Genomic DNA, 24,000 nt, shown 5'->3' on the forward strand with positions numbered 1-24,000 from the left:
CTGTCCTACTGCTGATCGGGTTCGCGGACCGCGGCCACCGCCTGGACCTCCAGGCGCCACGCGGGGTTGAGGAAGCCCGAGACCTCGACGACGGTGCTGGTGGGTCGATGGTCGCCGAAGAACCGGCCGCGGACCGCCGAGACCGCGGCACCGTCGCCGATGTCTCGCAGGAACGTCGTGATCGACACGACGTCCGCCATCGTCAGTCCCTGGTCGGCCAGGCATGCCTCGAGGTTGGCGAAGACCTGCTCGGCCTGGGCGGCCAGGTCGTCTGCGGGCAGGTGGTTGCCGTCCCGGTCGACCGGCACCTGGCCGGAGACGAAGCACAGCCCGGCGGCGACGACCGTCTGCGCGTAGGCCCCGAGCGGGGCGGGTCCCCTGGCCGGGCTCATGCGTGCCTCTCGATCGGGTTCTCGTCGTGCCGGGACCACTCCGACCACGAGCCGTCGTAGAGGGTGAGGTTCTCGTACCCGGCGTCGCGGAGGGACACCAGCACCGCCGCCGCCGAGACGCCGCCGCCGCAGTAGAGGACGGTGGGCCCCTCCTGGGCGACACCGGCCGCCGCGGCCAGTGCGACGACCTCCGCCCCCCGCTTGAAGCGTCCGTCGTCCCCGACCAGGGTCGGCGACGGGAGCCGGGTCGCACCGGGGATCCGCCCGGCCGAGGTGTCGAACGTCGCGTCCATCCGGCAGTCGACCAGGCGGACGTCGTCGCGGTCGAGCAGGGCGCGGACCTCCGCCATCTCCCGGCGGAGCTGCCGCGACCCGTCGACGAGGAAGCTTCGTGGCTGCGGGAGCTCGTCGGCCTCGCCGACCGACACCGGCAGGCCGACCTCCTCCCAGGCGGGGAAGCCGCCGTCGAGCACCGCGACCCGCTCGTGCCCGTAGTGCAGCAGCGCCCACACCAGCCGGGACGCGGTGAAGAGCGAGTTGTCGTCGTAGGCGACGACCAGCGTGTCGTTGTCGACGCCGAGTCGCGACATCGCCGCCGCGAACTCGTCGGCCGGGGGCAGCATGCCCTCGACGCCGTCGACGGTCGTGCCCCAGTCGTCGATCCAGTCGGCATGCACGGCGCCGCGCACGTGGCCGGCCGCCCACATCTCCCGCCCCGTCGGTCCGTCGGCCAAGGAGGCGCGGGTGTCGACGACGCGGACGTCGGGCCGGTCGAGCAGGTCCGCCACGGCGGCGGGGTCGAGATACAGGTTCACGTCAGGCTCCCAGGTAGATCGCTTGCACGCGGGCGGAGTCGGCGAGGTCGGCGGCGACGCCGTCCTCCACGACCCGCCCCGTCTCGAGGATGTAGGCGTGGTCGGCCAGGTCGAGGGCGAGGTTGGCGTTCTGCTCGGAGAGCAGGATCGTGTAGCCCGCCCCACGCAGGGCGACCAGCGCCTCGTAGATCCGGTTGACCAGCACCGGGCTGAGGCCCATCGACGGCTCGTCGAGGACCAGCATGTCGGGGCGGGCCATCATCGCCCGGCCCATCGCCAGCATCTGCTGCTGGCCGCCGGACAACAGGCCGGCCTTGCTGGCGCTGCGGTCCCTCAGCTCGGGGAACAGGTCGTAGACCTCGCCCAGCGTCACCTCGTCGTGCCAGCCGCCGTTGCGTCGGACCGCACCCATCCGGAGGTTCTCCAGCACGGTCAGGTCCGCGAACACCCGGCGCCCCTCGGGCACGAGCGCGATGCCGTGCCGGGCGATGGCGTGGGTCGGCACCCCGGACAGCGAGCGGCCCTGGAAGGTGACCTGCCGCGCGCGGCTGGGCTGGAGTCCGAGGATCCCCCGGATCGTGGTCGTCTTGCCGGCCCCGTTGTTGCCCACCAGGCACGTGACCTGGCCCGGCCGCGCCGCGAAGTCGATGCCGTGCACGACCTCGACCCGGCCGTAGCGGACGGTGAGCCCCTCGACGACCAGTCCCTCCGTGCCGCTCATAGCGTGAGCTCCTCGCTCGTCGTCGCGCCAGGCCCCAGGTAGGCCTCGATGACCCGGGGGTCCTGCTGCACCTCGGCGGGTGAGCCCTCGGTGAGCACCTGCCCCTGGTCGAGCACGACCACGTGCTGGGAGATGCTCATCACGAGCTTCATGTTGTGCTCGATGAGGAGGACCCCGATGCCGTCCTCGGCCAGCCCGGCGATGGTCTCGGCCAGCGGCAGCGCGCTGGCCGGCGGAAGCCCGGCGGCCGGCTCGTCGAGCACGACGACCTCGGGCTCCATGGCGAGCACCCGGACCATCTCGACCAGCTTGGCCTCGCCGAAGGGCAGCGACTCCACCAGCGAGTCGGCGCGGTGCTCGAGCCGGAACCTGCGCAGCAGGGCCAGCGCCGCCTCCTTGACCTCGATCTCGTCACGACGCGCCCGTGGACCCCGGACGAGGTCGCCGAGGTGGCTGCCCCGCTGCCGCGAGTAGGCACCCATCGCGACGTTCTGGAGCACGGTCATCCCGGTGAAGATCTCCAGGTTCTGGAACGTGCGCCCCAGCCGGTGCTCGGCCCGGGTGACCGCCTTCCCGGGCGGCAGCCGGACGCCGTTGACGACGACCTCCCCCCGGTCCTGGGTGACGAAGCCGGAGATGACGTTCGCCAGCGTGCTCTTGCCGGCGCCGTTGGGACCGATCACCGCCGTGATCGCCCCGGCCGGCGCGCGCAGCGTCACGTCGCTGAGCACCTGGAGGCCGCCGTACGCCTTGCACACGCCGGTGATCTGCAGGCCGGGCCGCTCGATCGTGCTGGTCATCGCTGCACCGCCTTCAGCGTCGTCGGGGCATCGACGGCCACGTCGGCGGCCAGGTCGGCGGACCGCTTCGCCCGCTCCCGGCGATCCTCCCGGCGGGCTGCCAGCTCGCCCGCGACACCGCGGGGGAACAGCTGGACGGCGACGAGGAAGACGATGCCCATGATCAACGGCTCGTAGTCGGCGTAGTCCGCCGCGAACACCTCGATGCCGGTGAGCAGCAGCGCCCCCAGGATCGGACCGATCATCCGCCCCGCCCCGGAGACGACCAGGGCGACGACCAGCAGCACCGCCGTCATGAAGTCGAACGTCGACGGGCTGACGAAGCGCGAGTCGAACGCCTCGAGGGCGCCGGCGACACCGGCGTAGAAGCCGCTCAGTCCGAAGGCCAGCAGTCGCAGCCGGAAGGGACTGGCGCCGACCGCCAGCGCCGCCGGCTCGGAGGCGCCGTAGGCGCGCAGCGCGCGGCCGGTGCGCGACACCAGCAGGTTGTGGGCCGCGATGGCGCCGATCGCGGCCAGGACGGCGGCCAGTCCGTACTTCATGATCGGCTCGGTGAACTCCACCCCGCCCACGGAGAACGGCGGGATGCCGACCAGTCCGTTGGGGCCACCGGTCAGCTCGACCATCCGCCCGAACAGCAGGTACAGGACGAACCCGGCGCCCAGGGTCGCCATCGTGAAGTAGATCTCCTTGAGCCGCATCGACAGGACGCCGATCAGGAGCGCCACCAGCGTCACGAGCACCGGTGCGAGAGCGAGCGCGAGGACCGGCGGCACGTCGTGACGCACCGTCGCGATGCCGGCGGCGTAGGCGCCGAGCCCGAAGAAGCCCGCCTGGGCGAGCGAGGTCATCCCCGCGACGCCCTGGATGAAGTTCAGCCCCGTCAGCAGGATCAGGAAGATCGCCATCCGGGTCCAGATGTGCAGGGCGTAGTCGGTGGCGGCCAGCATCGGCAGCACGACCAGCAGCCCGAGCGTGATCCAGAGCTCCCAGGTGGCCCGACGGCTCATGGTCCGCGCGGGACCGGCGAGTCGGCTCATCATGTCCGCACCGCCCGCGACGTGCCGAGCATGCCGGTCGGCCTCAGGGTGAGGATCGCCAGCAGCACGACGAACGCGACCACGTCGGCGTACGCCGCCGCGCCGTAGCCGGACATCACGGCCTCCGCGACCCCGAGCATCAGGCCGCCGGCCAGGGCCCCACGGGGGTTCCCGAGGCCGCCGAGCATCGCCGCGGCGAAGCCCTTGAGCCCGAGCAGAGTGCCCGAGTCGAAGGACATCACCGTCAACGGCGCCAGTCCGGCGCCGGCGAGCGCACCCACGGCGGCAGCGATGGCGAACGCCCAGCGGGCGGTGGTGCGGTAGGAGACGCCGAACGTCTGCAGCGTCTCGGAGTCGCTTGCCGCCGCCCGCAGGGTGGTGCCCAGCTTGGTGCGCTGGAAGAACAGCGTGAGCGCGGCCACCGCGAGCACCGCGAGGAGCAGGTTGAGGAGCGTCTGCCGGCTGGTCGAGGCGCCGAGCACCTGCAGCGATCCCGGGCCGAGCAGCGACGGGAGGGCGAAGGTGTCCCGGTTCGAGATCAGCATCGCCGCGCCCTTGACGACGACGGCGATCGCGATGGTCGCGATCGTGATGCTGGCCGGGGTGCGCAACCGCCCGAAGCCGAGCAGGCCCATCTCCGTCAGCACGCCCAGCAGCGTCGTCAGCGCGATCGCGACCAGGATCGCCACGAGGACCGGGACGTCCCACGCCTCGTAGAGCATCCCGGCGCTGAGCCCCCCGACCATGACGTACTCACCCTGGACGAAGTTGATCGCCCCGGTGGCGTTGAAGACCACGCCGAAGCCGACCGCGACGAGCGCGTAGATCGCGCCCACGCTCAGCCCGGACAGGATCACCTGGATGAACAGACCGGTGTCCACAGGTCACTTCGCAGGCATGAAGCGCGAGCCGTCCCAGCGGATGACGGCGACGTCGTCGACGCTGAGGCCGCTGTGGTCGTCGGCGGTGAACTTGAACGCGCCCGTGACGCCCACGTGGGTGCCGAGAGCCTCGATCGCGTCGGCGACCTTCTCGCCGTCCGGGTCCCCACCGGTGGCACGCAGCGCCTCCACGGCGACCATCATCGCGTCGTAGGCCTGGCCCGCGTAGACGTTGGGCTGCTCGCCGTCGTACTCGTCGGCGTAGGCGGCGGCGAAGTCCTCCATCACCGGCTGCTGCTCGTCGCTCTTGTCGATCTCGTCCCAGACCGGGAGCTTCGGCGACACCAGGAGCGTGCCCTTCGACGCGGCGCCGGCCTGCGTCATGTACCGCTCGTCCACGAAGCCGAAGCCGTGCATGACCATGACGTCGTCGCCGAGCACGCTGCGGACGTTCTTGAGGAACGTCACGCCCGCCGGGGTGATCGTCCACGCCAGGTAGGCCTGCGGGTCGTTGCCGGCCAGTCGCTTCACCTGCGGGGTGAGGTCGTTGGCGGCCGGGTCGAACGCCGCGGTGGAGACCTCGATGCCCGCCTCCGGGGCCAGTCGCTCGAGCTCCTCCTGGGCCGACTGGCCGAAGCTGGAGGTGTCCGGCATGAACGCGACCCGCGTGATGTCGTTGGCCTGCCAGAACTCGATCAGCTTCTCGACCATCACGGTGTCGTTGAAGGTGGTCTTGAAGGTCAGCGGGTGATCCTCGGCCGGCTCGACGATCTGACGGGCCCCCTCCGTCGCGATGAACGCGACCCCGCGGCTCGAGGTGATCGGGTCCATCGCGAGCGCGATGCCCGAGGAGCCGCCGCCCCCGACGACGAGCTCGACGCCATCGCTGTCGAGCATCCGATTCGTCTGCTGCACGGCGGTGGAGGTGTCACCCGCGGGGTCGTAGAAGACCCAGTCGATCGTCCTGCCGTCGATGCCACCGTCGGCGTTGACCTGCTTGACCGCCAGCGCGGCCCCCTTGCGCATCTTGTCGCCCAGGTTCGCCCCCGACCCGGACACCGAGAACAGGGTGCCGATCGTGATCGTGTCGTCGCTGCCACCGTCGGATCCCGAGCTGCCCAGGCCGCAGGCGGACAGCGCCAGGAGGGCCGAGCACGTCAGGAGCGTTGGGATCTTCTTCCTCATGATGTCTCCTCCGAGGGGAGTCGTCGAGATAGGTCGGGATCGGTCGGGTCGGGGGGGTGACGGGTGGCCGGTCAGTCGGCCAGGGAGCCGATGCGGCCCATGTCGAAGGCCTCGGTCATGTGCAGCGGCAGGACGTTGTCGCCGCCGAGCTCCTTGAGCCGGACCATCTGCTCGTAGGCCTGGAACAGGTCCGTGTGCCCGCCGGGCGGGATGACCTTGAAGTGCTCGGCCTCCTCCTCGGACGGATAGAAGTTCTCCTTGAGCACGCACATACCGGCGATGACGTAGGTGCCCTCGGAGGTCGTGACCACCGCGGACTGGCCGCCGTGGGTGTGCCCCGGGGTGAGCAGCAGGTCGAAGCCGTCGGCGATCTGGTAGTCGCCGTCGAGCTGGGTCAGCCCCATGTCCTCGATGCGCTGGTAGTGCTCCGCCGGCGCGTACGACGTCGCGAACATCTCGTGGGAGGGGGTCTGCTGCCACTCCTGCCGCTGCACCAGGATCTCGCTGCCGCCGAAAGGCTCCATGGTCATGCAGTGGTCCCAGTCCAGGTGGGTCAGGATCGTGACGTCGATGTCGGAGGGCTTCATCCCGCGCTCGCGCAGGTGCGACTCGATGGGCTTCACGTCGACCACGTCGGCGAAGACCTGGCCCACGTGCACCAGCTCGCGGTCCACCGGGCGGATGTGCTCGTTGTAGTTGTCGGCGCTGCAGCCGACGTCGACCAGCGCGGCGAAGCCCTGCCCGCGCACCAGCCAGGCGACGTACGGCACGTCGACCGGCACCCCGGCGTTGTGCATGTACGTGAACCGGCTCTTCTCGCGGTGCGGGCCGTAGGCCACGACCAGCGGCTCGATGGTGAACAACTCGATCCTCCTCCGGCGCCGTCCGGCGCCTGCTCGACCCGCGTCCGGTGGCTGGTTCCCATCCGTGCGGGCAACTGAACGTCCACATAGCAGTCGATCTGTCAGCGCTGTCCGACGCTGCATCCTGCTGTGACCGGGGACACTAGCCCAGGATCGGGGCCGTGTGAAGTACTTACTGCATGTACAAATAGTTACGCGTCCACGCCCCACCACGGCGGTTTCTGCCGTACCCTGCGTCGTGACCACGACCGACGGCTGGGGGATGAGTGCGATGGACGAACCGGCTGGTGCGTCGTCGAACGGCAAGCGGACCGGACGGGTTCGCGACGCCGACCGGTCCCGTGCGGCGATCCTCGACGCCGCCGAGCACCTCTTCGCCGAGCTCGGCTTCCAGGGCGCCTCGCTGGCCGCGATCGCCGACCGCGCCCACGTCTCGGTCGGGCTGCCCGGCTACTTCTTCGGCTCGAAGGAGGAGCTGCACGACGCGGTCCTCCAACGCGTGTTCGACCGACGCAACGCCGCCCTGGATCGGGTGGCCACCGACGCGGAGGAGCTGCTGGAGCGAGCGCCGGAGGCGGGCGAGGAGGCGCTGCGCCTGCTGATCCGCGGCTACGTCGACTTCCTCCTCGAGAACCCCACGTTCGTCTGGCTGCTCACCCGGGACGCGCTCGAGCACGCGGGCAACCGGGAGGAGCTGCCGCGACACTCCCAGCGCTTCGCCGACCGGATGGTCTCGCTGATGACCCGGGCCGGAGTGACCGAGGCCGCGCACGCGCCCGACCAGCTGTTCCTGAGCCTGATCGGGATGTGCTACTTCCCGCTCGAGCACGACGCCACGATCGTCGCGGGCATGGGCCAGCGGGCCTGGAGCCGAGCGTTCCACGACCGACGCGTGGACCACATCGTGCGGCTGCTGCTGCCGCGGGCCACGTAACGGGGACGGACCGGTCGCGGGCTGGTCCCGTCGACGGTCCCCACCGACCGTCCCACCCACAGGAGGTGCCGAATGGAGAACAGACGGTGGACCGCGTTCTACACCGACGCGGTGGCCGGGACCGACCTCGCCCGCCACACGTCGCTGGTCGAGGCATGGCGAGCGCGCGTGGCGCGCGAACCCGAGGCCGTGGCGATCGCCTACTTCGACGCCACGATGACCGTGCGGGAGGTCGACGAGGTCACCGACGCCCTCGCGGCGGCCTATCGCTCGCTCGGCACCCAGCGCGGGGACCGGGTCGGCATCTACCTGCAGAACATCCCCCAGTTCGCCCTGTCCCTGCTCGCCCTGTGGAAGCTCGGGGCGACCGCCCTGGTGCTCAACCCCATGTACCGCGGCCAGGAGCTGCGCCGGCTGATCGACGACGCGGCGGCCGTCGGCATCGTCTGCACGGACGCGGACGTGCCGGCGACCGCCGAGACGCTGGTCGGCAGCACGGTGCAGTGGATGGTCAGCACCACTCCCCTGGCCTTCCAGACCCGCAACGACCCTCGGGTCTTCGGCGCGGAGGCGCGGCGCCTCACGCCGGCGGAGTACGACCTGGAGGAGCTCATCGACGAGTTCCGCGGCGTTCGGCCGGCCCCGCTGGCTCCGACACGCGACGAGGTGGCACTGCTGACCTATACGTCGGGCACGACCGGCCCGCCCAAGGGTGCGATGAACACCCACGGCAACCTGCTGGCGGTGACCACGACGTACGCCGCTTGGATCGAGCTCCGGCCCGGGGACGCCGTCTTCGCGATGGCGCCGCTGTTCCACATCACCGGCGCGGTCATCAACGCGACGATCGCGCTGCTGCACGACGCCGTCCTGGTGATGACGAACCGTTTCAACCCCGAGGTGGCGATCGACGCGTTCGTCGAGCACGGCGTGACCTTCACGATCGGATCGATCACCGCCTTCAACGCCATCGACCAGCTGCCGCAGGCCACCCGGGAGCACTTCGCCTCGCTGCGGTCCGTCTACAGCGGCGGCGCACCGATCCCACCGTCGACCGTCGATCGGTTCCGCGATCGCTTCGGCGTCTACATCCACAACATCTACGGCATGACCGAGACGAGCTCGGGCGTGATCGCCGTGCCGCTCGGCGTCGAGGCGCCGGTCGACGAGGCGAGCGGGACGCTGTCGGTGGGGGTGCCGCTGCCGGGCCTCGACGCGCAGGTGGTGGACGCCTCGGACCGACCGGTCCCGCCCGGTGCGCAGGGTGAGCTGGTGCTCCGCGGACCGCAGGTGGTGCCGGGCTACTGGCACCGGCCGGAGGCCACCGCCGCGACCATCCCCGACGGCTGGCTGCACACCGGCGACGGAGCGATCATGGACGAGGCGGGCTGGGTCTACCTGGTCGACCGCCTGAAGGACCAGATCAACACCTCCGGCTACAAGGTCTGGCCCCGTGAGGTCGAGGACACCCTGTACGCCCACCCCGCGGTGCACGAGGCCGCGGTCGTGGGCGTGCCGGACGACTACCGCGGCGAGGCCGTCACGGCCTTCGTGTCGCTGAAGGCGGGGACGACCGCGACACCGGAGGAGCTGATCGCGTTCGCCCGCGAGCGGCTCGCGGCCTACAAGTGCCCCCGGGTGGTCCACGTCGTGTCGGACCTGCCGAAGACGCAGACCGGGAAGATCCGCCGCAACGTGCTCCGGGACCGGGAGGCGGCCGACGCCGGGGCCGACGACCGCCTGTGACAGCGGGCCGCGGGCCCACTGTCACAGGCGACTGCCGCCGCTCCCGCGGGCGCGGCGGGCGGCACCCATGGGCGTCAGGACAGGTGCGGCGCGGAGCGCAGCCCCGCCGCGACCTCGCTCTCCATACTGAGCAGGATCTCCGGGACCGGCCCGCCGTTCCTGGCCTCGAGCTCCGGGAGGCCGTCGGGCGTGCCGCTCCCGCCCTGCGCGGCAGCGGTCTCCTCGGTGGTCGTGCCAGTGGTCGTGCCAGTGGTCGTGGCGTCAGCAGCGTCGTCGCTGATCTGGATCACGAGCTTCATCGTTCTCCCTCCTACCAACCCAGCACGGCGTAGCGGACCTCGAAGGAGGTCTGCTCCGCGCGCAGGTTCTTGATGTCGATCCAGTACGTCACGTAGTAGTCGGACGGGCGCTCGGTGCGGACCGTCCACTCGACGGTGGGGCCGCCTCCCCGCGGGTTGGTGGGCACCACCGACCACTCCACATGCCAGTGCGCCGGCCAGTTGAAGGTGAACCAGCGCTGGGTCTGGTCGGCCTCGAGCCGGCCCCGGAACTGGACTCCGAACCAGCTGCGCTGCTCGAGTGCCATCGGGATCAGCTGGCGCAGGTCCGGACGGCTGCCGATCCGCTGCGTGCTCGGGCGCCCCGGCGCGTCCTGCTGCGGCGATCCGCCCGCGCGCAGCAGCTGCCGGGCCCGACCGGGCGACAACGGGATCCGGCCCGCGGCGCGCAGCGTGCCCTGCACGCACGCGAGGGCACCGACCACGATCGGCGAGGCGCTCGACGTACCGCTGAACATGTCGGTGTACCAGAGATCCTGCGAGGCGCCACCCTGCAGGTCGCCGTACCCGGTCGAGGTCACCTCCCGTCCCCAGCCCTGCGCGTCGACGCACGCCCCGTAGTTGGAGAAGTCGAGCCGGGACCGGTCCGGGCCGTGGTCCCGCCCGTGGGTGCCCGGCGGTGGCGCTCCGGCCCCGACGACGACGGCACCGGAGTCCAGTGTCGTCCGGCGGAAGGGGTTGACCCACCACGTCGGGAAGCCGGCCGGCCCGGTGTCGTAGACGGCGTTGTCCAGGTCGCGAGCGCCGTTGCCGGCGGCCTCGACCACGACCACGCCGCGGTTGACGGCGTAGCGGATGGCCAGGTAGTCGTCGGGCCACCACTCGACCGCGATGTACCCGTCCTGGCCGGCGCCGCTCGCATCGGGGCCTGCCCGGTGGATCTCCAGCAGCAGGATGTCACCGGCGGACACCCGGTCCGCGGCCTGCTGGATGGCCTGCGCGGTGGGCATCGAGAACGCCGCGCCGTAGACGACGGCGTCGGGTGCGATCCCGGTGACCCCGAAGCTGTTCACGTCGCCGCTGATCTCGCCGAGCACCGCCGTGCCGTGGTTGGTGTCGGTCGAGCCCGTGCCGACGACGACCCCGCCCTGGTTGGTGCGCAGGTCCTCGTGCGTGAAGCGCCAGCCCCACTCACAGTCGATCACCTGCACGCCCGCGCCTCGGCCTCCGGAGACGGTCCAGGCATGGCGTGCGTCGATGCCGCCCGGGGCGGCGCCCAGGTAGCCCTGTCTGGTCTCGAACGACGGCGACACCGGGGGCGAGTCCATGGGGAGCGGCTGCATGTCGTTGACCCCGAGGCCGTCCGTGCTCGCCTCCTCGTAGGGCGCCTCGGCCCGGGCGGACTGCGCCCGCGCGGCGACGGCCTTCTTCGCCGGTCGGGTGCCGCGGCGGCCCGACGTCGTCGTGCGCGTCTGGGCGAGCGCCGCCGCCGGCTTCACGTAGGCGCTCTCGACGACGTCCATGGCGTTGAGCTGCTCGGCCAGTGCCTCGAGCCGGTCGTCGGGCGCTGCCACCTGGTAGCAGCGACCCATCCTGTCGACCAGCTCGCCCATCTCGGGCGCCGCCATGCCGGCGGCCGCCGGGTGCTGGCTGTCGGACCGCAGTCGTTCGGCGGAGCCGAAGATCGGTTGGAAGACGACGTCCGGCGCGGCCGCGAGCTCCGCGAGCGGCCCGACCGGGCTGTTCGACGTTGTCGTGGCGTACGACGCCGTGATCTCGACGCCGGAGCCCGCTGCCGTGAAGCAGACCAGCTCTCGGCGGCCTTCGGCCAACGGGCCGTCTTCGTTCAGTCGTGCGCTACCCCTGTCTGCCATGGTTCACCTCTCCTTGGGTCACGGCACCGATTCGGGTGGCTTGACGTAGGCGGACTCGACGTACCGATGGCCGACGAGTTCGCGGACGACTTCGTCGGCGTCGCGGTCGGAGGGCAGTGCGACGTGCAGCCAGGACTGCATCTCGGGATCGTCGGTCCCGGGGAAGAGTGCCCCCACCGGGGCACCGACCAGCTGCGTGAGCACCGTCGTCGCTTCCCGGCGACCGATCTCAGGGCTGATCTGGATGACGACGTCAGTCATGACCATCACACGGTTCGCGCCCCGCATCGGCCGGTTCGCCGACGGCTCGAGCGTGCCCCTTCATCAGAGTGCGACGCCCGGTGCCTGTCAACGGCTGGGCACGTCAATGGCGAGAACTCGTCATTTTGCGCACCACCCGTCGATGTCCGGGAGGGTCGAACCTCAGCGCCGGCCCCTCGTCGGCACGCCCAGCGCCGTGGGCGTCACCGCCGCGTCGGCCTCGGCCGCGCTGAGCCAGCCCTCGGCCACGACGACCTCGAGCACGCCCCGGTCCGAGGCCAGCGCCAGCCGGGCCGCCTCGGTGGCGCGTTCGTACCCGATCATCGGGCTCAGCGCGGTGACCAGTCCGATGCTGCTCTCGACCTGGGCGCGCAGGTGCACCTCGTTGACCGTGATGCCGTCGACGCAGCGCGTCGCCAGGGCGGTGGACGCCCGGCCGAGCCGGTCGATGCTCCGGAACAGCGTGTGCCCGATCACCGGCTCGAACGCGTTGAGCTGGAGCTGACCGGCCTCCGCCGCCATCGTGACGGTGAGGTCGTTGCCGATCACCTCGAAGGCCACCTGGTTGACCAGCTCGGGGATCACCGGGTTCACCTTGCCGGGCATGATGCTCGACCCGGCCTGACGCTCCGGGAGGTTCAGCTCGTGGAAGCCCCCTCGGGGCCCCGAGGCCAGCAGCCGCAGGTCGTTGCAGATCTTGGAGAGCTTGACGGCGTACCGCTTGAGCATCGACGAGAGCAGCACGAAGACGCCGCAGTCCTGGGTCGCCTCGATCAGGTCCGGGGCGGTGCGCACCGGCAGCCCAGTGATCCTCGCCAGGTAGTGGCGCACCAGGTCGCGGTAGTCGTGGTGCGCGTTCAGGCCGGTGCCGATGGCCGTCCCGCCGAGATTGACCTCGAGCAGGTGCGGGACCACCTCGTCGATGCGCGCGCGGTCCTCCCGCAGCGTCGCCGCGAACGCCCGGAACTCCTGGCCGACGGTCATCGGCACGGCGTCCTGGAGCTGCGTGCGACCGAGCTTCAGCACGTCGCCGATGTCGTCGGCCCTCCGCTCGAACGACGTCGCCAGCGCCTCGATCCGCACCACGAGGTCGTGCACGGCGAGCCGCAGCCCGAGCCGCAGCGCGGTCGGATAGACGTCGTTGGTGGACTGTCCCAGGTTCACGTGCTCGTTGGGATGGACCACGGCGTAGCTGCCCCGCGGCTCGCCGAGCAGCTCCAGAGCCCGGTTGGCGATGACCTCGTTGGCGTTCATGTTGGTCGACGTCCCCGCACCGCCCTGGAGTACGTCGACGACGAAGGAGTCCCGCAGCCGCCCCTGCCGGATCTCGAGGCACGCGGCAATGACGGCGTCCGCCACCTGCTCGTCCAGCAGGCCCAGGTCCCGGTTGGCCATCGCCGCGGCCTGCTTGACGCCGGCCAGCGACTCGATCAGCGCCGGGTGCGCCGCGATCGGGGTGCCGGTGATGTCGAAGTTCTGCAGCGCCCGGACCGTGTTGATGCCCCAGTAGGCCCCGGCGGGGATCTCGAGCTCGCCGATCAGGTCGTGCTCGACGCGCAGGTCGGGTCGCGTCATCGGTCGGTCTCGCTCGAGGTCTCCACCAGCTCGACCAGCACCCCGCCGAACGAGCGCGGATGGGCGAACGCGATCCGGTGGCCCCCGCCACCGATCCGGGGCTCGCGGTCGATGAGCTCGACCCCGTGGCGCGCCATCCGGTCGAGGACGGCGGGCAGGTCCTCGACCTCGAAGGCCACGTGGTGCAGACCGGGTCCGCGGGTCGCGATCGACCTCCGCACCACGCCGTCGTCGGTCGCCTCCAGCGCCTGGAGCCAGCAGTCACCGACCGGGAGCATGCGTTCGACGAAGCCGGGCGCCGCCTCCTCGCTCTCGACCTCGAGCCCGAAGACCTCCTGGAGCCGCCGCACGACGGCGGCGCCACTCTCCTCGGCGAAGGCGACGTGATGGATCCGCTTGAGCACGGCACTCCGATCTGGGTTCTGGGATCTGGGTTCTGGGATCTGAGCCCTGAGCCCCTGACACCGGACTCTCACCGGCTGATGACGGACGATCCCGGTCAGCGCAGGCTGACCATCACGTGCTTCACGTTCGTGTACTCCTCGAGCGCGTAGCTGGACAGGTCCTTGCCGTAGCCCGACTGCTTGTAGCCGCCGAAGGGCATCTCGGGGGTGACCGGGAAGTGGTCGTTGACCCACACCGTGCCGAACTGCAGGGCCTTGGACATCCGCATCGCGCGGGCGACGTCCCGGGTCCACACCGAGGCGACCAGCCCGTACGGCGTGCCGTTGGCCGCGCGGACGGCCGCTTCCTCGTCGGCGACGCGTTGCACGGTCACCACCGGCCCGAAGATCTCCTGCTGGATCAGGTCGTCGCCCTGCTCGGCGCCGGTGATCACGGTCGGCTGGAAGTAGTAGCCGGCCCGGTCGACGGCGGCGCCGCCGGTGACGACCTCGGTCCGCGGCGAGCGGCCGTCCACGAGCGCGGCCACGCGGTCGCGCTGGGCCCCGCTGATCAGCGGCCCGAGCGTCGTCGCCGGGTCGCTGGTGTCACCGACCACGAGCTTCCCGGCCGCGGCCGCGACGGCCGCGACCAGCTCGTCGTACGCCTTCGGGGTCGCCAGCACTCGGGTGGCGGCGGTGCAGTCCTGGCCGGCGTTCCAGAAGCCGCCGGCAGCGATCGCACCGGCGGCGGCCGTGACGTCCGCGTCGTCGAAGACGACGACCGGGGCCTTGCCGCCGAGCTCGAGGTGGACGCGCTTGAGCGAGTCCGCCGCCGTGCGGGCGATGGCCTTGCCGGTGGCGACCGACCCGGTCAGCGAGACCATGTCGACGCCGGGATGCCCGACGACCGCGGCGCCGACCTCGTCGCCGCCCGCCACCGCGTTCAGGACGCCGGGGGGCAGCACCTCCGCCGCGAGGGCGGCCAGCCGCAGCGTGGACACCGGCGTGAGCGGCGCCGGCTTGAGCACCACGGTGTTCCCCGCCGCGAGGGCCGGGCCGATCTTCCAGAGAGCCATCATCAGCGGGTAGTTCCAGGGCGCGATCTGACCGACCACGCCGATCGGCTCGCGCCGCAGCATCGAGGTGTAGCCCGTCAGGTACTCCCCCGCCGCCTTCCCCTCCACGACGCGGGCCGCACCGGCGAAGTACCGCAGGCTGTCGACGCCGCCGTCGACCTCGTCGCCGACCGACTCGATCGGCTTGCCGGCATTGCGGGAGTCGTCGGAGACGAACAGCGACCGGTGCTCCGCCACCGCGTCGGCCAGCGCGAGCAGGTGCTCCGCACGGGCGGCCGGGGTGGTGTCCGCCCAGCCCTCCGCGGCCCGGCGTGCGGCGGCCACCGCCCGGTCGACGTCGCCGCGGCCCGAGTCGGGTGCCACGGCGAAGGTGGTGCCGGTCGACGGGTCGGTCACCTCGCGCACCGCACCCGACGCGGCCTCGACCCGCTGCCCGTCGATGAGGTTGAGGAACGGGTCTGCGTGGTCGCTCATCGGTCTCCTTCGCGCGGCGTGCCGTCCAGCAGGCCGCCGAGATAGGGGTTGGTGAAGAGGTGGCCGGGATCGAGCTCGGCTCGCACCTCGCGGAACGCGGACAGGCCGGGGTACAGGGCGGCCAGGTCGGCGGCGTCGTACGGGTGCCACTTCCCCCAGTGCGGGCGCCCGTCGAACTGCGCGAAGATCCGCTCGCAGTCGCGGAAGAGCGCCGCGTTGTCCTCCCCCATCACCCCGGAGACCGAGATCGAGCACGAGGCCCGCGCCGAGAACGGGCTGAGGTAGGAGTCGTCGGCCGCGATGAAGCGCACCTCCAGCGGGAGCGGGTGCTCCGGATGCCGCGCGAGCAGCATCGCGCGGAGCTCGCCGAGCGCCTCCTCGGCGCGCTCGACCGGCACCATGAACTCGAGCTCGTGGAACGTCGGCTCGGACGGGTCGGCGAAGACCTGGTAGGCGCGGCCCACCCGGGGCGTGCCGTCGCTCCTGGGGGCGTCCGCCGGCAGCGGGTCCATCGTCTTGACCAGCACGGTGTCCGCGCCGAGCGGCGGGTCGTAGTCGAACCACGCACTCGCCGCGGCGGCGGTGGGGAACCAGTAGAAGAGGAAGTGCCGGTGCCCGTCGAGGCGCTCGGACCAGCTGTCGAGCAGCTCCGCCCAGCTGGTCGGCTCGAGCCGGGCCGCGAGCGAGTAGGCCGGCGAGACCTGCAGGGTCAGCTCGGTGACCACCCCGAGCGCACCGAGCGACGTGCGGGTGGCGCGCAGCCACTCGGGCGTCGAGGAGTCGACGACGGCGACCGACCCGTCGGCACGGACCACGCGCGCGCCCACGACCGCGTTCGACAGCGAGCCGAGGTCGCGACCGGTGCCGTGCGTGCCGGTGGCGATCGCACCGGCGATCTGCTGGCCGTCGATGTCGCCCTGGTTGGTGAGGCTCAGCCCGTGCTCCCACAGGAGCGGGCCGAGGTCGCAGATCCGGGTGCCGGCACGCACCGTCGCCCGATGGGTCGCGCAGTCGACGTCGACCAGGCCGGACAGGCCGGCCAGGTCGACCACGACGCCGTCGGTGAGGACGAGCGGCACGTTGGAGTGTCCCGACCCGGCGGGCCGCAGTGTCCGGCCCCGGGACCGGGCCCGGTCGACGGCCTCGACGACCTCGGCCTCGGACGCCGGCGCGACGACCTCCGCTGGAGTGCAGTGCTGGTTGCGGTACCAGTTCGTCCAGTGCATCGACTTCCTTCGGGTAGACGGGGTGCGCGCGGTGGCGGGCGGCTCAGCCGACCGGGACCGCCAGGTCCGGCCACTGCCGGCAGCCGTAGGCCATGTCCCAGAACGCGACCTCCAGCCGGCTCGCGGTCGCGAACTGCTCCCGCAGGAAGCCGCGCCTGCTGTCGTCGGCCCGGGCCGCCAGCTCCGCGAAGTTCGCCTGCATCTGCCGGAGCCGCTCGCCGTAGAAGTCGCCGACGAAGAACTCCATCCAGGCCGTGTAGAGCGAGTCCGGCGCGATCACCTCGACCAGCTCCAGGGCGATCTCCCGGTAGCTGATCGCGCACGGCAGGATCACCGTCATCACGTCCAGCGCGTCCCCGCGGTACGCCGTGGCCGTCAGGAAGGACGTGTACGCCAGCGTGGTCGGCGCCATCCCCCGCGACCCACCGCGGTCGGCCGCACCGAGGTCGATGACCCGCTGCAGCAGCTGCTCGTTGCGCGGGAGCTCGTTGTCGACGATGTTGTCCAGCGAGTCCCGGAGCCAGGCGACCTCGTCCACCCGGGCGGCCCGGGCGGCACCGAGAGCCATGCACTTGGCGTACTCGCGGAGGTACATCGTGTCCTGCTCCAGGTAGAACCGGAACCGGTCCAGACTGAGCGTCCCGGTCGCCATCTCCCGCAGGAACGGGTGGTCGTGCAACGAGTCCCAGATCTGCGGGCAGGACTTCCGGAGCCACTCGGCGGTCAGCTCGCTCATGTGCGCCTCTCTTTCTCGGGACGGTCGAGTCGGCAGGTCAGTCGATCAGGCGCATGATCCGGGCGAAGTTGTCGCCCAGGATCCCGTCGAGCTTGGCCTGGGGAATCTCCGGCATGTCGAGCTTGCGGGCCACCTCGTTGACGCTCAGGACCTTGTCGCGCAGGTGCACCGGGTCGTAGGTGAAGCCCGGGTAGTCGGAGCCGAAGACCACCTTCTCGAGCGGGACGAACATCTGCTCGAGGTGGAGCAGCCACCGGTACAGCTCCTCGGTAGTGACGGTCGAGATGTGGTAGCTGAGCTCGGCGAAGAAGTTGGGGTGCTTGGTGCACATGAACATCGCCTCCTCCACCCAGGGCGTGCCGCAGTGGGCGATCAGCAGCCGCACGCTGGGGAAGTTCCTGCCGATGTCGTCGAGCAGGGCGGGGCGGGCGAAGTCCATCCGGGCGTCCACGCGGGTCGACCCGGCCTGGTGCACCAGCACCGGGATGTCGAGCTCGGCGGCCTTCTCGAAGATGGGGAAGGAGAGGATCGGGTCGGCCGGGGACCAGTGCTGGTACATCGGGTAGAGCTTCAGGCCCTGGAGCCCCAGCTCGGTGACCGCGCGCTCGAGCTCGGCGACCGCCGCCTTGACCCCCTTGTAGTTGGGGTTCACCGAGGCGAAGCCGATGAACGTGTCGGGGTGCTGGCCCTGTACGTCGGCGATGTAGTCGTTGCACTTCTCGGGCGTCGGCGGGCCGGGCACGGAGGTGACGCCGAGGTTGTCGACGGTCCCGATCAGCCGACCGTCGAGGAACTGCGGCGACATCGCCAGCAGCACGATGCGGTCGAAGCCGGGGTGGCCGGCGATCATCTCACTGGGCCCGATCTCGAGGAACCCGTCGTGCGAGAGGCCGCAGGCGCCGTACTCGGCCTCGGTCGGCATCCGATGGCTGGGCAGCTTGCCCTGGGCGCGGTAGATGCAGAGCGACCCCTCGCGGCCGTACTCGGCCGTGAACGCGGGATCGGCCGCGAGCCCGAGGATGTGCGTGTGTGCGTCGATGATCACCGGCGGAACACTCCTGACGGACGACGTTTTATATGTCAGATCTCAGATCCTATCGGCCTCGGGATCGCGGCGGCAAGGGGTCCGCCGCCCCCTGGACTGGTCATTGACGCAGCCGCCACCGCCTCCTATCGTGATCTCAGATCCAATATATGAAGTGTGAGGGATAGGCCATGGTTGCACTGCTCGAGTCCGTCTCGTCCTTCGTCAACAGGGAGCACGGGCTCTTCATCGGCGGCGAGTTCGTCAGCTCCCACGGATCGGACCGGATCCCGGTCACGAACCCCGTCACCCAGAGCGTTCTCACGTCCGTGCCCTCGGGGGTGGCCGCCGACGTCGACGACGCGGTCGCCGCGGCCCGGGCCGCCCTGCCCGGCTGGCGCGCGCTCCCCACGGCGCAGCGCGCCGAGCTGCTGTGGCGGCTGGGGCAGCGGATCGAGGAGCTCACCGAGGAGTTCGCCCAGCTCGAGGCGATCGACAACGGCAAGCCGACCTCGGAGTCGCGCATGGTCGACGTGCCGCTCAGCGCCGGCCTGTACAAGTACTACGCCGGCTGGGCGAGCAAGCTCGAGGGCCGGACGATCACCCCCCAGGGCGGGGCCAACTTCCACGTCTACACGCGGCGCGAGTCCGTGGGCGTGGTCGGGGCGATCATCCCCTGGAACTTCCCGCTGCTCATGTGCGGCTACAAGCTGGGGCCGGCCCTGGCCACCGGCAACACCGTCGTCCTCAAGCCCGCGGAGCAGACGCCCCTGTCGGCACTGCGGCTGGCCGAGCTGATCAACGAGGTCGGCTTCCCGCCCGGGGTCGTCAACATCGTCACCGGCTACGGGCCCACGGCCGGCGCCCCGCTCGCGTCGCACAGTGGCGTCGACAAGATCACCTTCACCGGCGAGACCACGACCGGGCAGAAGATCATGGAGGCCGCCCGGGGCAACATGAAGAAGGTGAGCCTGGAGCTGGGCGGCAAGTCGCCCAGCGTCGTCTTCGCCGACGCGGACCTCGACGCCGCCCTCGAGGGCACCTTCGGCGCGGTCTTCTTCAACCAGGGCCAGTGCTGCATCGCCGGTGCCCGGGTCTACGTCCAGGACGAGATCGCCGACGAGTTCACCGCCCGACTGGTCGACCGCGTCGCGCAGGTGCGACTGGGGTCGGGGCTCGACCCCGAGACGACCATGGGCCCGCTGGTCAGCGAGGAGCAGCAGACCCGGGTCAACTCCATGATCCAGTCCGGGATCGAGGAGGGGGCGCGCCTCGCCTCCGACCCGAGCACCCCGCTCCCGGAGCAGGGCACCTTCGTGCGCCCCACCGTCTTCGCCGACGTCAAGCCGGACATGCGGATCATGCGCGAGGAGATCTTCGGCCCGGTCGCGATGGTGAGCCGGTTCGGCTCCGAGGAGGAGGCCGTCGAGCTCGCCAACGACACGTCGTACGGGCTCTGCTCGGGCGTCTGGACCAAGGACATCGCGCGTGCGCACCGGATGGCCGCCGGCATCCACGCCGGCACGGTCTACGTCAACACCTACGGCTACTTCGACCCCGCGGTCTCCTTCGGCGGCTTCAAGATGAGCGGCTTCGGCAAGGAGCTCGGCGAGGAGGCGCTCGACTCCTACCTCCAGACCAAGACGGTCTGGGTCAACCTGGACTGACCGTGACTCTCCCACCGTCACCAACCCCGTCACCAACCCCGTCACCAACCCTGTCACCGCGATACGCCCGAGGAGGGGCTCGATGAAGGCAGTTGTCATGCAGGAAGCCGGTACGTACGAGGTCGCGGAGGTGCCCGAGCCGGAGCGGGGAGACCTGGTCCTGGTCGAGTCCCGCGCGGCCGGGATCTGCGGCACCGAGCTGCACATCCTCGACGGGATGCTCGAGCCGCCCGGCTACCCGTTCATCCTCGGGCACGAGGGCGCCGGCGTCGTCACGTACGTGCCGGAGGGCGTCACGAACGTCGCCGTCGGGGACCGCGTCGCGATCTACAACTTCGTGGGCTGCGGCACCTGCCACTGGTGCCGCACCGGGTGCGAGGAGGTCTGCACCGACCCGGTCGGCCAGCTCGGCTTCAGCAGCGACGGGACGTTCCGCGACATCGTGCCGGTGCCCGCCGCCAACTGCGTCAAGCTGCCCGACAACGTCTCCTTCGAGGACGCCGCCCTGCTCAGCTGCAGCGGGATGACGGCCGTGCACGCGCTGCGGCTGGCCGACGTGCGGTTCGGTGACACGGTGGTCGTCGACGGGGTCGGCGGCGTCGGCCTGATGGTCATGCAGGCCGCGGTCGCGGCGGGCGCGCAGGTGATCGCGATCGCGGACTCCGACGCGCGCACCCCGCTCGCCAAGGACGCCGGGGCGAGCTCGGTCATCGTGCTCGACGAGCGCGGCTACGACGCCGTCGCCGACCGGATCCGGGAGGCCACCGACGGTCGCGGCGCCGACCACTTCTTCGAGCTCGTGGGCACCACGGCCAGCATGCTCGCCGGCGTCCGCGGGCTGGCCCGGCGCGGGACGGCCGTGATCATCGGCTACACCGACGACGAGCTCCAGATGCACCCGGTCGAGCTGATCCTGTCCGAGGCCCGGGTGATCGGGTCGGTCGCGGCGGCCCGTCAGGACCTCGAGACCGCCGTCGCCATGTGCGCGCGCGGCGAGCTGCGGGCCCAGATCGACACCCGCTACCCGATCGAGGAGTTCGGCACCGGCATCGAGCGGCTGCGCAAGCGCGAGGTGAACGGACGCAACGTGCTCACCTGGTGACACCCGCCAGCGACGCACGAGGGGCCCGGACGTACGACGTCCGGGCCCCTCGTGCGTTCGGGATGCGCCTCAGTTCGCCGACAGGGCCTCGTGGTGCGCCGCCATCACGCCGGCCACGTGCTCCCGGGTCAGCAGCTCCGCCGCCTCCTCGTTCTGCTCGGCGATCGCGCGGACGATCTCGTGGTGCTGGGCGGCCGACACGGCCATCTGGCCGGGGATCCGCACGGTCAGCCGCAGGATCCGGTGCTGGTGGGCGCGCAGCTTGGTGACCAGCTCCTGGAGCCACCAGTTGTGCGAGAAGCCGTAGAGCATGTCGTCGAGCTCGAGGAACAGCACGAGGACCCGGTCGACGTCGACCGCGGCGAGGGCCTCGTCGGCGGCCTGGAGGTTGGCCCGCATCGCCGTCAGGTCGGCGTCGGTGCGGTGCCGGGCCGCGAGCGCGGCGCAGGCCCCTTCGACCAGCTGCCGGATCCCCGAGATGGCGTGGAGGTCCTCGGCCTGGTAGTCGGTCACGATCGCGCCGCGGTAGGGCACCAGCCGGACCAGCCCGTCGGTGGCCAACCTCGCGAAGGCCTCGCGCACCGGCGTCTTGCTCACGCCGAGGCTGGTGGCGATCTCGAGCTCGCGCAGCGTGCTGCCGACGTCGTGCCGCCCCGTGATGATGCCGTCCCTCAGCCGCTCGTAGACGACGTCCCGCAGCTGCACGTGCTGAAGCTGGTCCTCCGACTGAGGTGCGTTGCCTCGCAGCGGTGTCTGTGCCACGGTCCCGTTCCTTCCGGCCTGTCCGCATCCGTCTGCCCCAGGGGGAGACAAGGAGCCTTGTATCTCATATCTTAGACCTTAAATGGAATTCTGGGCACGATCACACAGCTGAGAGTTGAGGAGTCATCCATGGCGCGCATGATCATCACCGGCGGCACCGTCCTGACCATGAACGATGCGGGTGATGTCGTCTTCGACGGACACGTGGTGGTGTCCGGCGACCGGATCGAGTCCGTCGGACCCGGTGCCTACGCCGGGCCGACCGGCCCGGACGACCGGGTGATCGACGCCCGCGGCAAGGTCGTGATGCCGGGCTTCGTCGACCTGCACTACCACACGGCCATCGGGAAGGGCTTCAGCGACCACCTGCCGCTGTGGGAGTACCTCGACACCTGCTGGTACCCCCTGATCCGCAACCTGGACGCCGAGGCCGCCTACTGGGCCGCCGCCGGCTCCTACCTCGAGTCGATCAAGTCCGGCGTCACCACGGTCAACGACATGTACCGGCGGCTGCCCGACCTCGGCCGGGCCGCCGTCGACATCGGCATCCGGGCCGTGCTGTCCAACGACGTCGCGCTCCCCGAGCACGACCTGGACAGCCTGCAGGACAACAAGGACGCCTACGACGCCGTCCACGGCGCCGGCAACGGCCGCGTGGAGGTGTACGTCGGCATCGAGTGGCTGCCGCTGGCCTCCCCCGAGCTGCTGCGCGACGCCCGGATCCTGGCGGACGAGCTGCAGACCGGCATCCACATCCACCTGAACGAGTCGCTCACCGAGGTCGAGGACAGCAAGAAGCGGTTCGGGATGCGGCCCACCGAGGTGGCCTACGACGCCGGGCTCCTGGGCCGCAACGTGATCGCCGCGCACTGCGTGTGGCTCTCCGACCGGGAGATCGCGCTGATGCGCGAGACGAACACCCAGATCTCGCACAACCCCTCGTCCAACGCCAAGCTCGGCAACGGCATCGCCCGGCTGCCCGAGATGCTCAACGCGGGCATCAACGTGGGTCTCGGACACGATGCGGCGGAGTGCAACAACAGCCGCGACCCGTTCCAGGTGATGAAGTTCGCCTCGCTCATGCACCGCGCCTCGCGGGTCGACGCCAGCCTGCAGCAGGCGCCCGACGTCGTCCGGATGGCCACCCGCAACGGAGCCGCCGCACTCGGTCACGAGACCGGCGAGCTGAGCGCGGGGAAGAAGGCGGACATCATCCTCATCGACACCCACAACCCGATGTTCCTGCCGCTGGCGCCGAACGACCCGGCCCACATCTACTCCCACCTGGTGTTCAGCGCGAACGGCAGCGCCGTGCACACCAGCATCATCGACGGCGAGGTGGTGATGGAGGACCGGCGCCTGCTCACCCTCGACGAGGACGAGATCCTCAAGAACGCCAACGAGGCCTTCCTGCGCACCCGGGCGCGCATCGAGGGCTGAGCCCGGGGCCATGACGCCGCCGCCGGGCCGCCCGATCGGGCGGCCCGGCGGTCGGGGCAGGGAGCCTCAGTTCTCTGCGATGAAGGACGTGAGCCGGTCCGACATCACACTGGCGACGTGGGCGCGCATGTCGCGCTCGGCCCGGCGCTCGTTGCGGGCCTTGATCGCCTCCACGATCTGCTCGTGCTGCTCGACCGAGCGCTCCAGGCGCCCCGGGATGGCCACGGTGAGGCGCCCGATCCGGCGCTGGTGGCCCTCGAGGTTCTCGACCAGCTCGGTGAGCCACTTGTTGCGGGAGTGCCGGTAGATCAACTGGTCGAAGGTGTCGAAGAGCTTCGCCACCTGGGCGACCTTCCCCTTCGCCAGGGCATCCTGCGACTGCTGGATGTTGCGCTCGAGCTCGGCGATCTCCTCGTCGGTGGCGTTCGCCGCGGCGGAGCTCGCGCAGGCACCCTCGACCAGCTGCCGGATCTCCGAGATCTCCTCGAGGTCGGCGGCGGAGTAGCCGGCGACGATCGCGCCGCGGTACGGGATCAGCTCCACGAGCCGGTCCTTCTCCAGCCGGACGAAGGCCTCCCGCACGGGCGTCTTGCTGACCCCCAGCCGGGAGGCGATCTCGACCTCGCGCAGCGCGGCGCCGGTGTCGTAGGTACCGTCGATGATGCCGTCGCGCAGATGGCGATAGACCCGGTCCTTCAACTGGAGATGCTCCAGCTGAACCCCTGTGCTGTCAGTACTCATTCAT

24 protein-coding genes are annotated in these 24,000 nt (G+C 70.9%); 5 read left to right on the plus strand and 19 right to left on the minus strand.

Annotated features, from left to right (window positions below):
* Positions 1-5: 5 nt before the first annotated feature.
* The 8 genes from FHU40_RS02105 to FHU40_RS02140 form a co-directional block, all read right to left on the minus strand.
* Positions 6-392 (minus strand): RidA family protein, encoded by a 387-nt coding sequence (locus FHU40_RS02105; protein ID WP_183590632.1) that lies wholly within the window; start codon positions 390-392, stop codon positions 6-8.
* Complete coding sequence (locus FHU40_RS02110) at positions 389-1,207, minus strand: rhodanese-like domain-containing protein (RefSeq protein ID WP_183590633.1); 819 nt, start codon at positions 1,205-1,207, stop codon at positions 389-391. Before FHU40_RS02110 ends, FHU40_RS02105 begins: the two co-directional genes overlap by 4 nt.
* 1 nt (position 1,208) lies before the next feature.
* Positions 1,209-1,928 carry an ABC transporter ATP-binding protein gene (locus FHU40_RS02115; RefSeq protein ID WP_183590634.1) on the minus strand — a complete coding sequence of 240 codons (720 nt, stop codon included), beginning with the start codon at positions 1,926-1,928 and terminating at the stop codon, positions 1,209-1,211.
* On the minus strand, positions 1,925-2,728 hold the full coding sequence (locus tag FHU40_RS02120; RefSeq protein ID WP_183590635.1) for an ABC transporter ATP-binding protein: 804 nt from the start codon (positions 2,726-2,728) through the stop codon (positions 1,925-1,927). The genes FHU40_RS02115 and FHU40_RS02120 overlap by 4 nt, the downstream gene beginning before the upstream one ends.
* Positions 2,725-3,738 (minus strand): branched-chain amino acid ABC transporter permease, encoded by a 1,014-nt coding sequence (locus tag FHU40_RS02125; protein ID WP_183590636.1) that lies wholly within the window; start codon positions 3,736-3,738, stop codon positions 2,725-2,727. The genes FHU40_RS02120 and FHU40_RS02125 overlap by 4 nt, the downstream gene beginning before the upstream one ends.
* 29 nt (positions 3,739-3,767) lie before the next feature.
* Entirely contained in the window at positions 3,768-4,649 is an 882-nt protein-coding gene (locus tag FHU40_RS02130) for a branched-chain amino acid ABC transporter permease (RefSeq protein ID WP_183590637.1), read from the minus strand.
* A gap of 3 nt (positions 4,650-4,652) precedes the next feature.
* The gene (locus FHU40_RS02135) at positions 4,653-5,834 is read right to left on the minus strand and encodes an ABC transporter substrate-binding protein (RefSeq protein ID WP_183590638.1); all 1,182 of its coding nucleotides are present in this window, start codon (positions 5,832-5,834) and stop codon (positions 4,653-4,655) included.
* 71 nt (positions 5,835-5,905) lie between these two features.
* The gene (locus FHU40_RS02140) at positions 5,906-6,697 is read right to left on the minus strand and encodes an MBL fold metallo-hydrolase (RefSeq protein WP_183590639.1); all 792 of its coding nucleotides are present in this window, start codon (positions 6,695-6,697) and stop codon (positions 5,906-5,908) included.
* 238 nt (positions 6,698-6,935) lie between these two features.
* Here FHU40_RS02140 and FHU40_RS02145 point away from each other — a divergent pair, with 238 nt between their 5' ends.
* Entirely contained in the window at positions 6,936-7,631 is a 696-nt protein-coding gene (locus tag FHU40_RS02145) for a TetR family transcriptional regulator (protein ID WP_183590640.1), read from the plus strand.
* 72 nt (positions 7,632-7,703) lie between these two features.
* The gene (locus FHU40_RS02150) at positions 7,704-9,377 is read left to right on the plus strand and encodes a class I adenylate-forming enzyme family protein (protein ID WP_183590641.1); all 1,674 of its coding nucleotides are present in this window, start codon (positions 7,704-7,706) and stop codon (positions 9,375-9,377) included.
* Positions 9,378-9,451: 74 nt separating this feature from the next.
* Here FHU40_RS02150 and FHU40_RS02155 read toward each other — a convergent pair whose 3' ends face one another.
* The 9 genes from FHU40_RS02155 to FHU40_RS02195 all read right to left on the minus strand — a co-directional run bounded on the left by FHU40_RS02155 (position 9,452) and on the right by FHU40_RS02195 (position 18,305).
* A complete protein-coding gene (locus tag FHU40_RS02155) occupies positions 9,452-9,676 on the minus strand; it encodes a hypothetical protein (RefSeq protein WP_183590642.1) in 225 nt (74 codons plus the stop codon).
* 11 nt (positions 9,677-9,687) lie between these two features.
* Positions 9,688-11,529 carry a S8 family peptidase gene (locus FHU40_RS02160; protein ID WP_183590643.1) on the minus strand — a complete coding sequence of 614 codons (1,842 nt, stop codon included), beginning with the start codon at positions 11,527-11,529 and terminating at the stop codon, positions 9,688-9,690.
* An 18-nt stretch (positions 11,530-11,547) separates the two neighbouring features.
* Positions 11,548-11,790 (minus strand): hypothetical protein, encoded by a 243-nt coding sequence (locus FHU40_RS02165; protein ID WP_183590644.1) that lies wholly within the window; start codon positions 11,788-11,790, stop codon positions 11,548-11,550.
* A 162-nt stretch (positions 11,791-11,952) separates the two neighbouring features.
* The gene (locus FHU40_RS02170) at positions 11,953-13,365 is read right to left on the minus strand and encodes an aspartate ammonia-lyase (RefSeq protein WP_183590645.1); all 1,413 of its coding nucleotides are present in this window, start codon (positions 13,363-13,365) and stop codon (positions 11,953-11,955) included.
* Positions 13,362-13,769 carry a VOC family protein gene (locus tag FHU40_RS02175; RefSeq protein WP_183590646.1) on the minus strand — a complete coding sequence of 136 codons (408 nt, stop codon included), beginning with the start codon at positions 13,767-13,769 and terminating at the stop codon, positions 13,362-13,364. The genes FHU40_RS02170 and FHU40_RS02175 overlap by 4 nt, the downstream gene beginning before the upstream one ends.
* A gap of 95 nt (positions 13,770-13,864) precedes the next feature.
* The gene (locus FHU40_RS02180; protein ID WP_183590647.1) at positions 13,865-15,298 is read right to left on the minus strand and encodes an aminobutyraldehyde dehydrogenase; all 1,434 of its coding nucleotides are present in this window, start codon (positions 15,296-15,298) and stop codon (positions 13,865-13,867) included.
* On the minus strand, positions 15,295-16,524 hold the full coding sequence (locus FHU40_RS02185) for a D-arabinono-1,4-lactone oxidase (RefSeq protein WP_183590648.1): 1,230 nt from the start codon (positions 16,522-16,524) through the stop codon (positions 15,295-15,297). The genes FHU40_RS02180 and FHU40_RS02185 overlap by 4 nt, the downstream gene beginning before the upstream one ends.
* Positions 16,525-16,567: 43 nt before the next feature.
* Positions 16,568-17,260, minus strand: a complete 693-nt coding sequence (tenA, locus tag FHU40_RS02190) for a thiaminase II (RefSeq protein ID WP_183590649.1) — start codon at positions 17,258-17,260, stop codon at positions 16,568-16,570.
* Positions 17,261-17,297: 37 nt separating this feature from the next.
* Entirely contained in the window at positions 17,298-18,305 is a 1,008-nt protein-coding gene (locus tag FHU40_RS02195) for an amidohydrolase family protein (RefSeq protein WP_183590650.1), read from the minus strand.
* Positions 18,306-18,475: 170 nt separating this feature from the next.
* On the opposite strand from FHU40_RS02195, the gene FHU40_RS02200 reads away from it, so the two are divergent.
* On the plus strand, positions 18,476-19,951 hold the full coding sequence (locus FHU40_RS02200) for an aldehyde dehydrogenase family protein (protein ID WP_183590651.1): 1,476 nt from the start codon (positions 18,476-18,478) through the stop codon (positions 19,949-19,951).
* A gap of 82 nt (positions 19,952-20,033) precedes the next feature.
* Positions 20,034-21,053 (plus strand): alcohol dehydrogenase catalytic domain-containing protein, encoded by a 1,020-nt coding sequence (locus tag FHU40_RS02205; protein ID WP_183590652.1) that lies wholly within the window; start codon positions 20,034-20,036, stop codon positions 21,051-21,053.
* A 69-nt stretch (positions 21,054-21,122) separates the two neighbouring features.
* Here the strand turns inward: FHU40_RS02205 and FHU40_RS02210 are convergent, their stop codons facing one another.
* Positions 21,123-21,758: an FCD domain-containing protein gene (locus tag FHU40_RS02210; protein ID WP_183590653.1), complete on the minus strand. Its 636-nt coding sequence runs from the start codon at positions 21,756-21,758 to the stop codon at positions 21,123-21,125.
* A gap of 186 nt (positions 21,759-21,944) precedes the next feature.
* Here FHU40_RS02210 and FHU40_RS02215 point away from each other — a divergent pair, with 186 nt between their 5' ends.
* Positions 21,945-23,255 carry an amidohydrolase family protein gene (locus tag FHU40_RS02215; protein WP_183590654.1) on the plus strand — a complete coding sequence of 437 codons (1,311 nt, stop codon included), beginning with the start codon at positions 21,945-21,947 and terminating at the stop codon, positions 23,253-23,255.
* A gap of 66 nt (positions 23,256-23,321) precedes the next feature.
* Here the strand turns inward: FHU40_RS02215 and FHU40_RS02220 are convergent, their stop codons facing one another.
* The gene (locus tag FHU40_RS02220; RefSeq protein ID WP_183590655.1) at positions 23,322-23,996 is read right to left on the minus strand and encodes a GntR family transcriptional regulator; all 675 of its coding nucleotides are present in this window, start codon (positions 23,994-23,996) and stop codon (positions 23,322-23,324) included.
* Between the last annotated feature and the right edge of the window lie 4 nt (positions 23,997-24,000).

It is taken from the genome of Nocardioides soli (assembly GCF_014191495.1).
GTDB lineage: Bacteria > Actinomycetota > Actinomycetes > Propionibacteriales > Nocardioidaceae > Nocardioides > Nocardioides soli.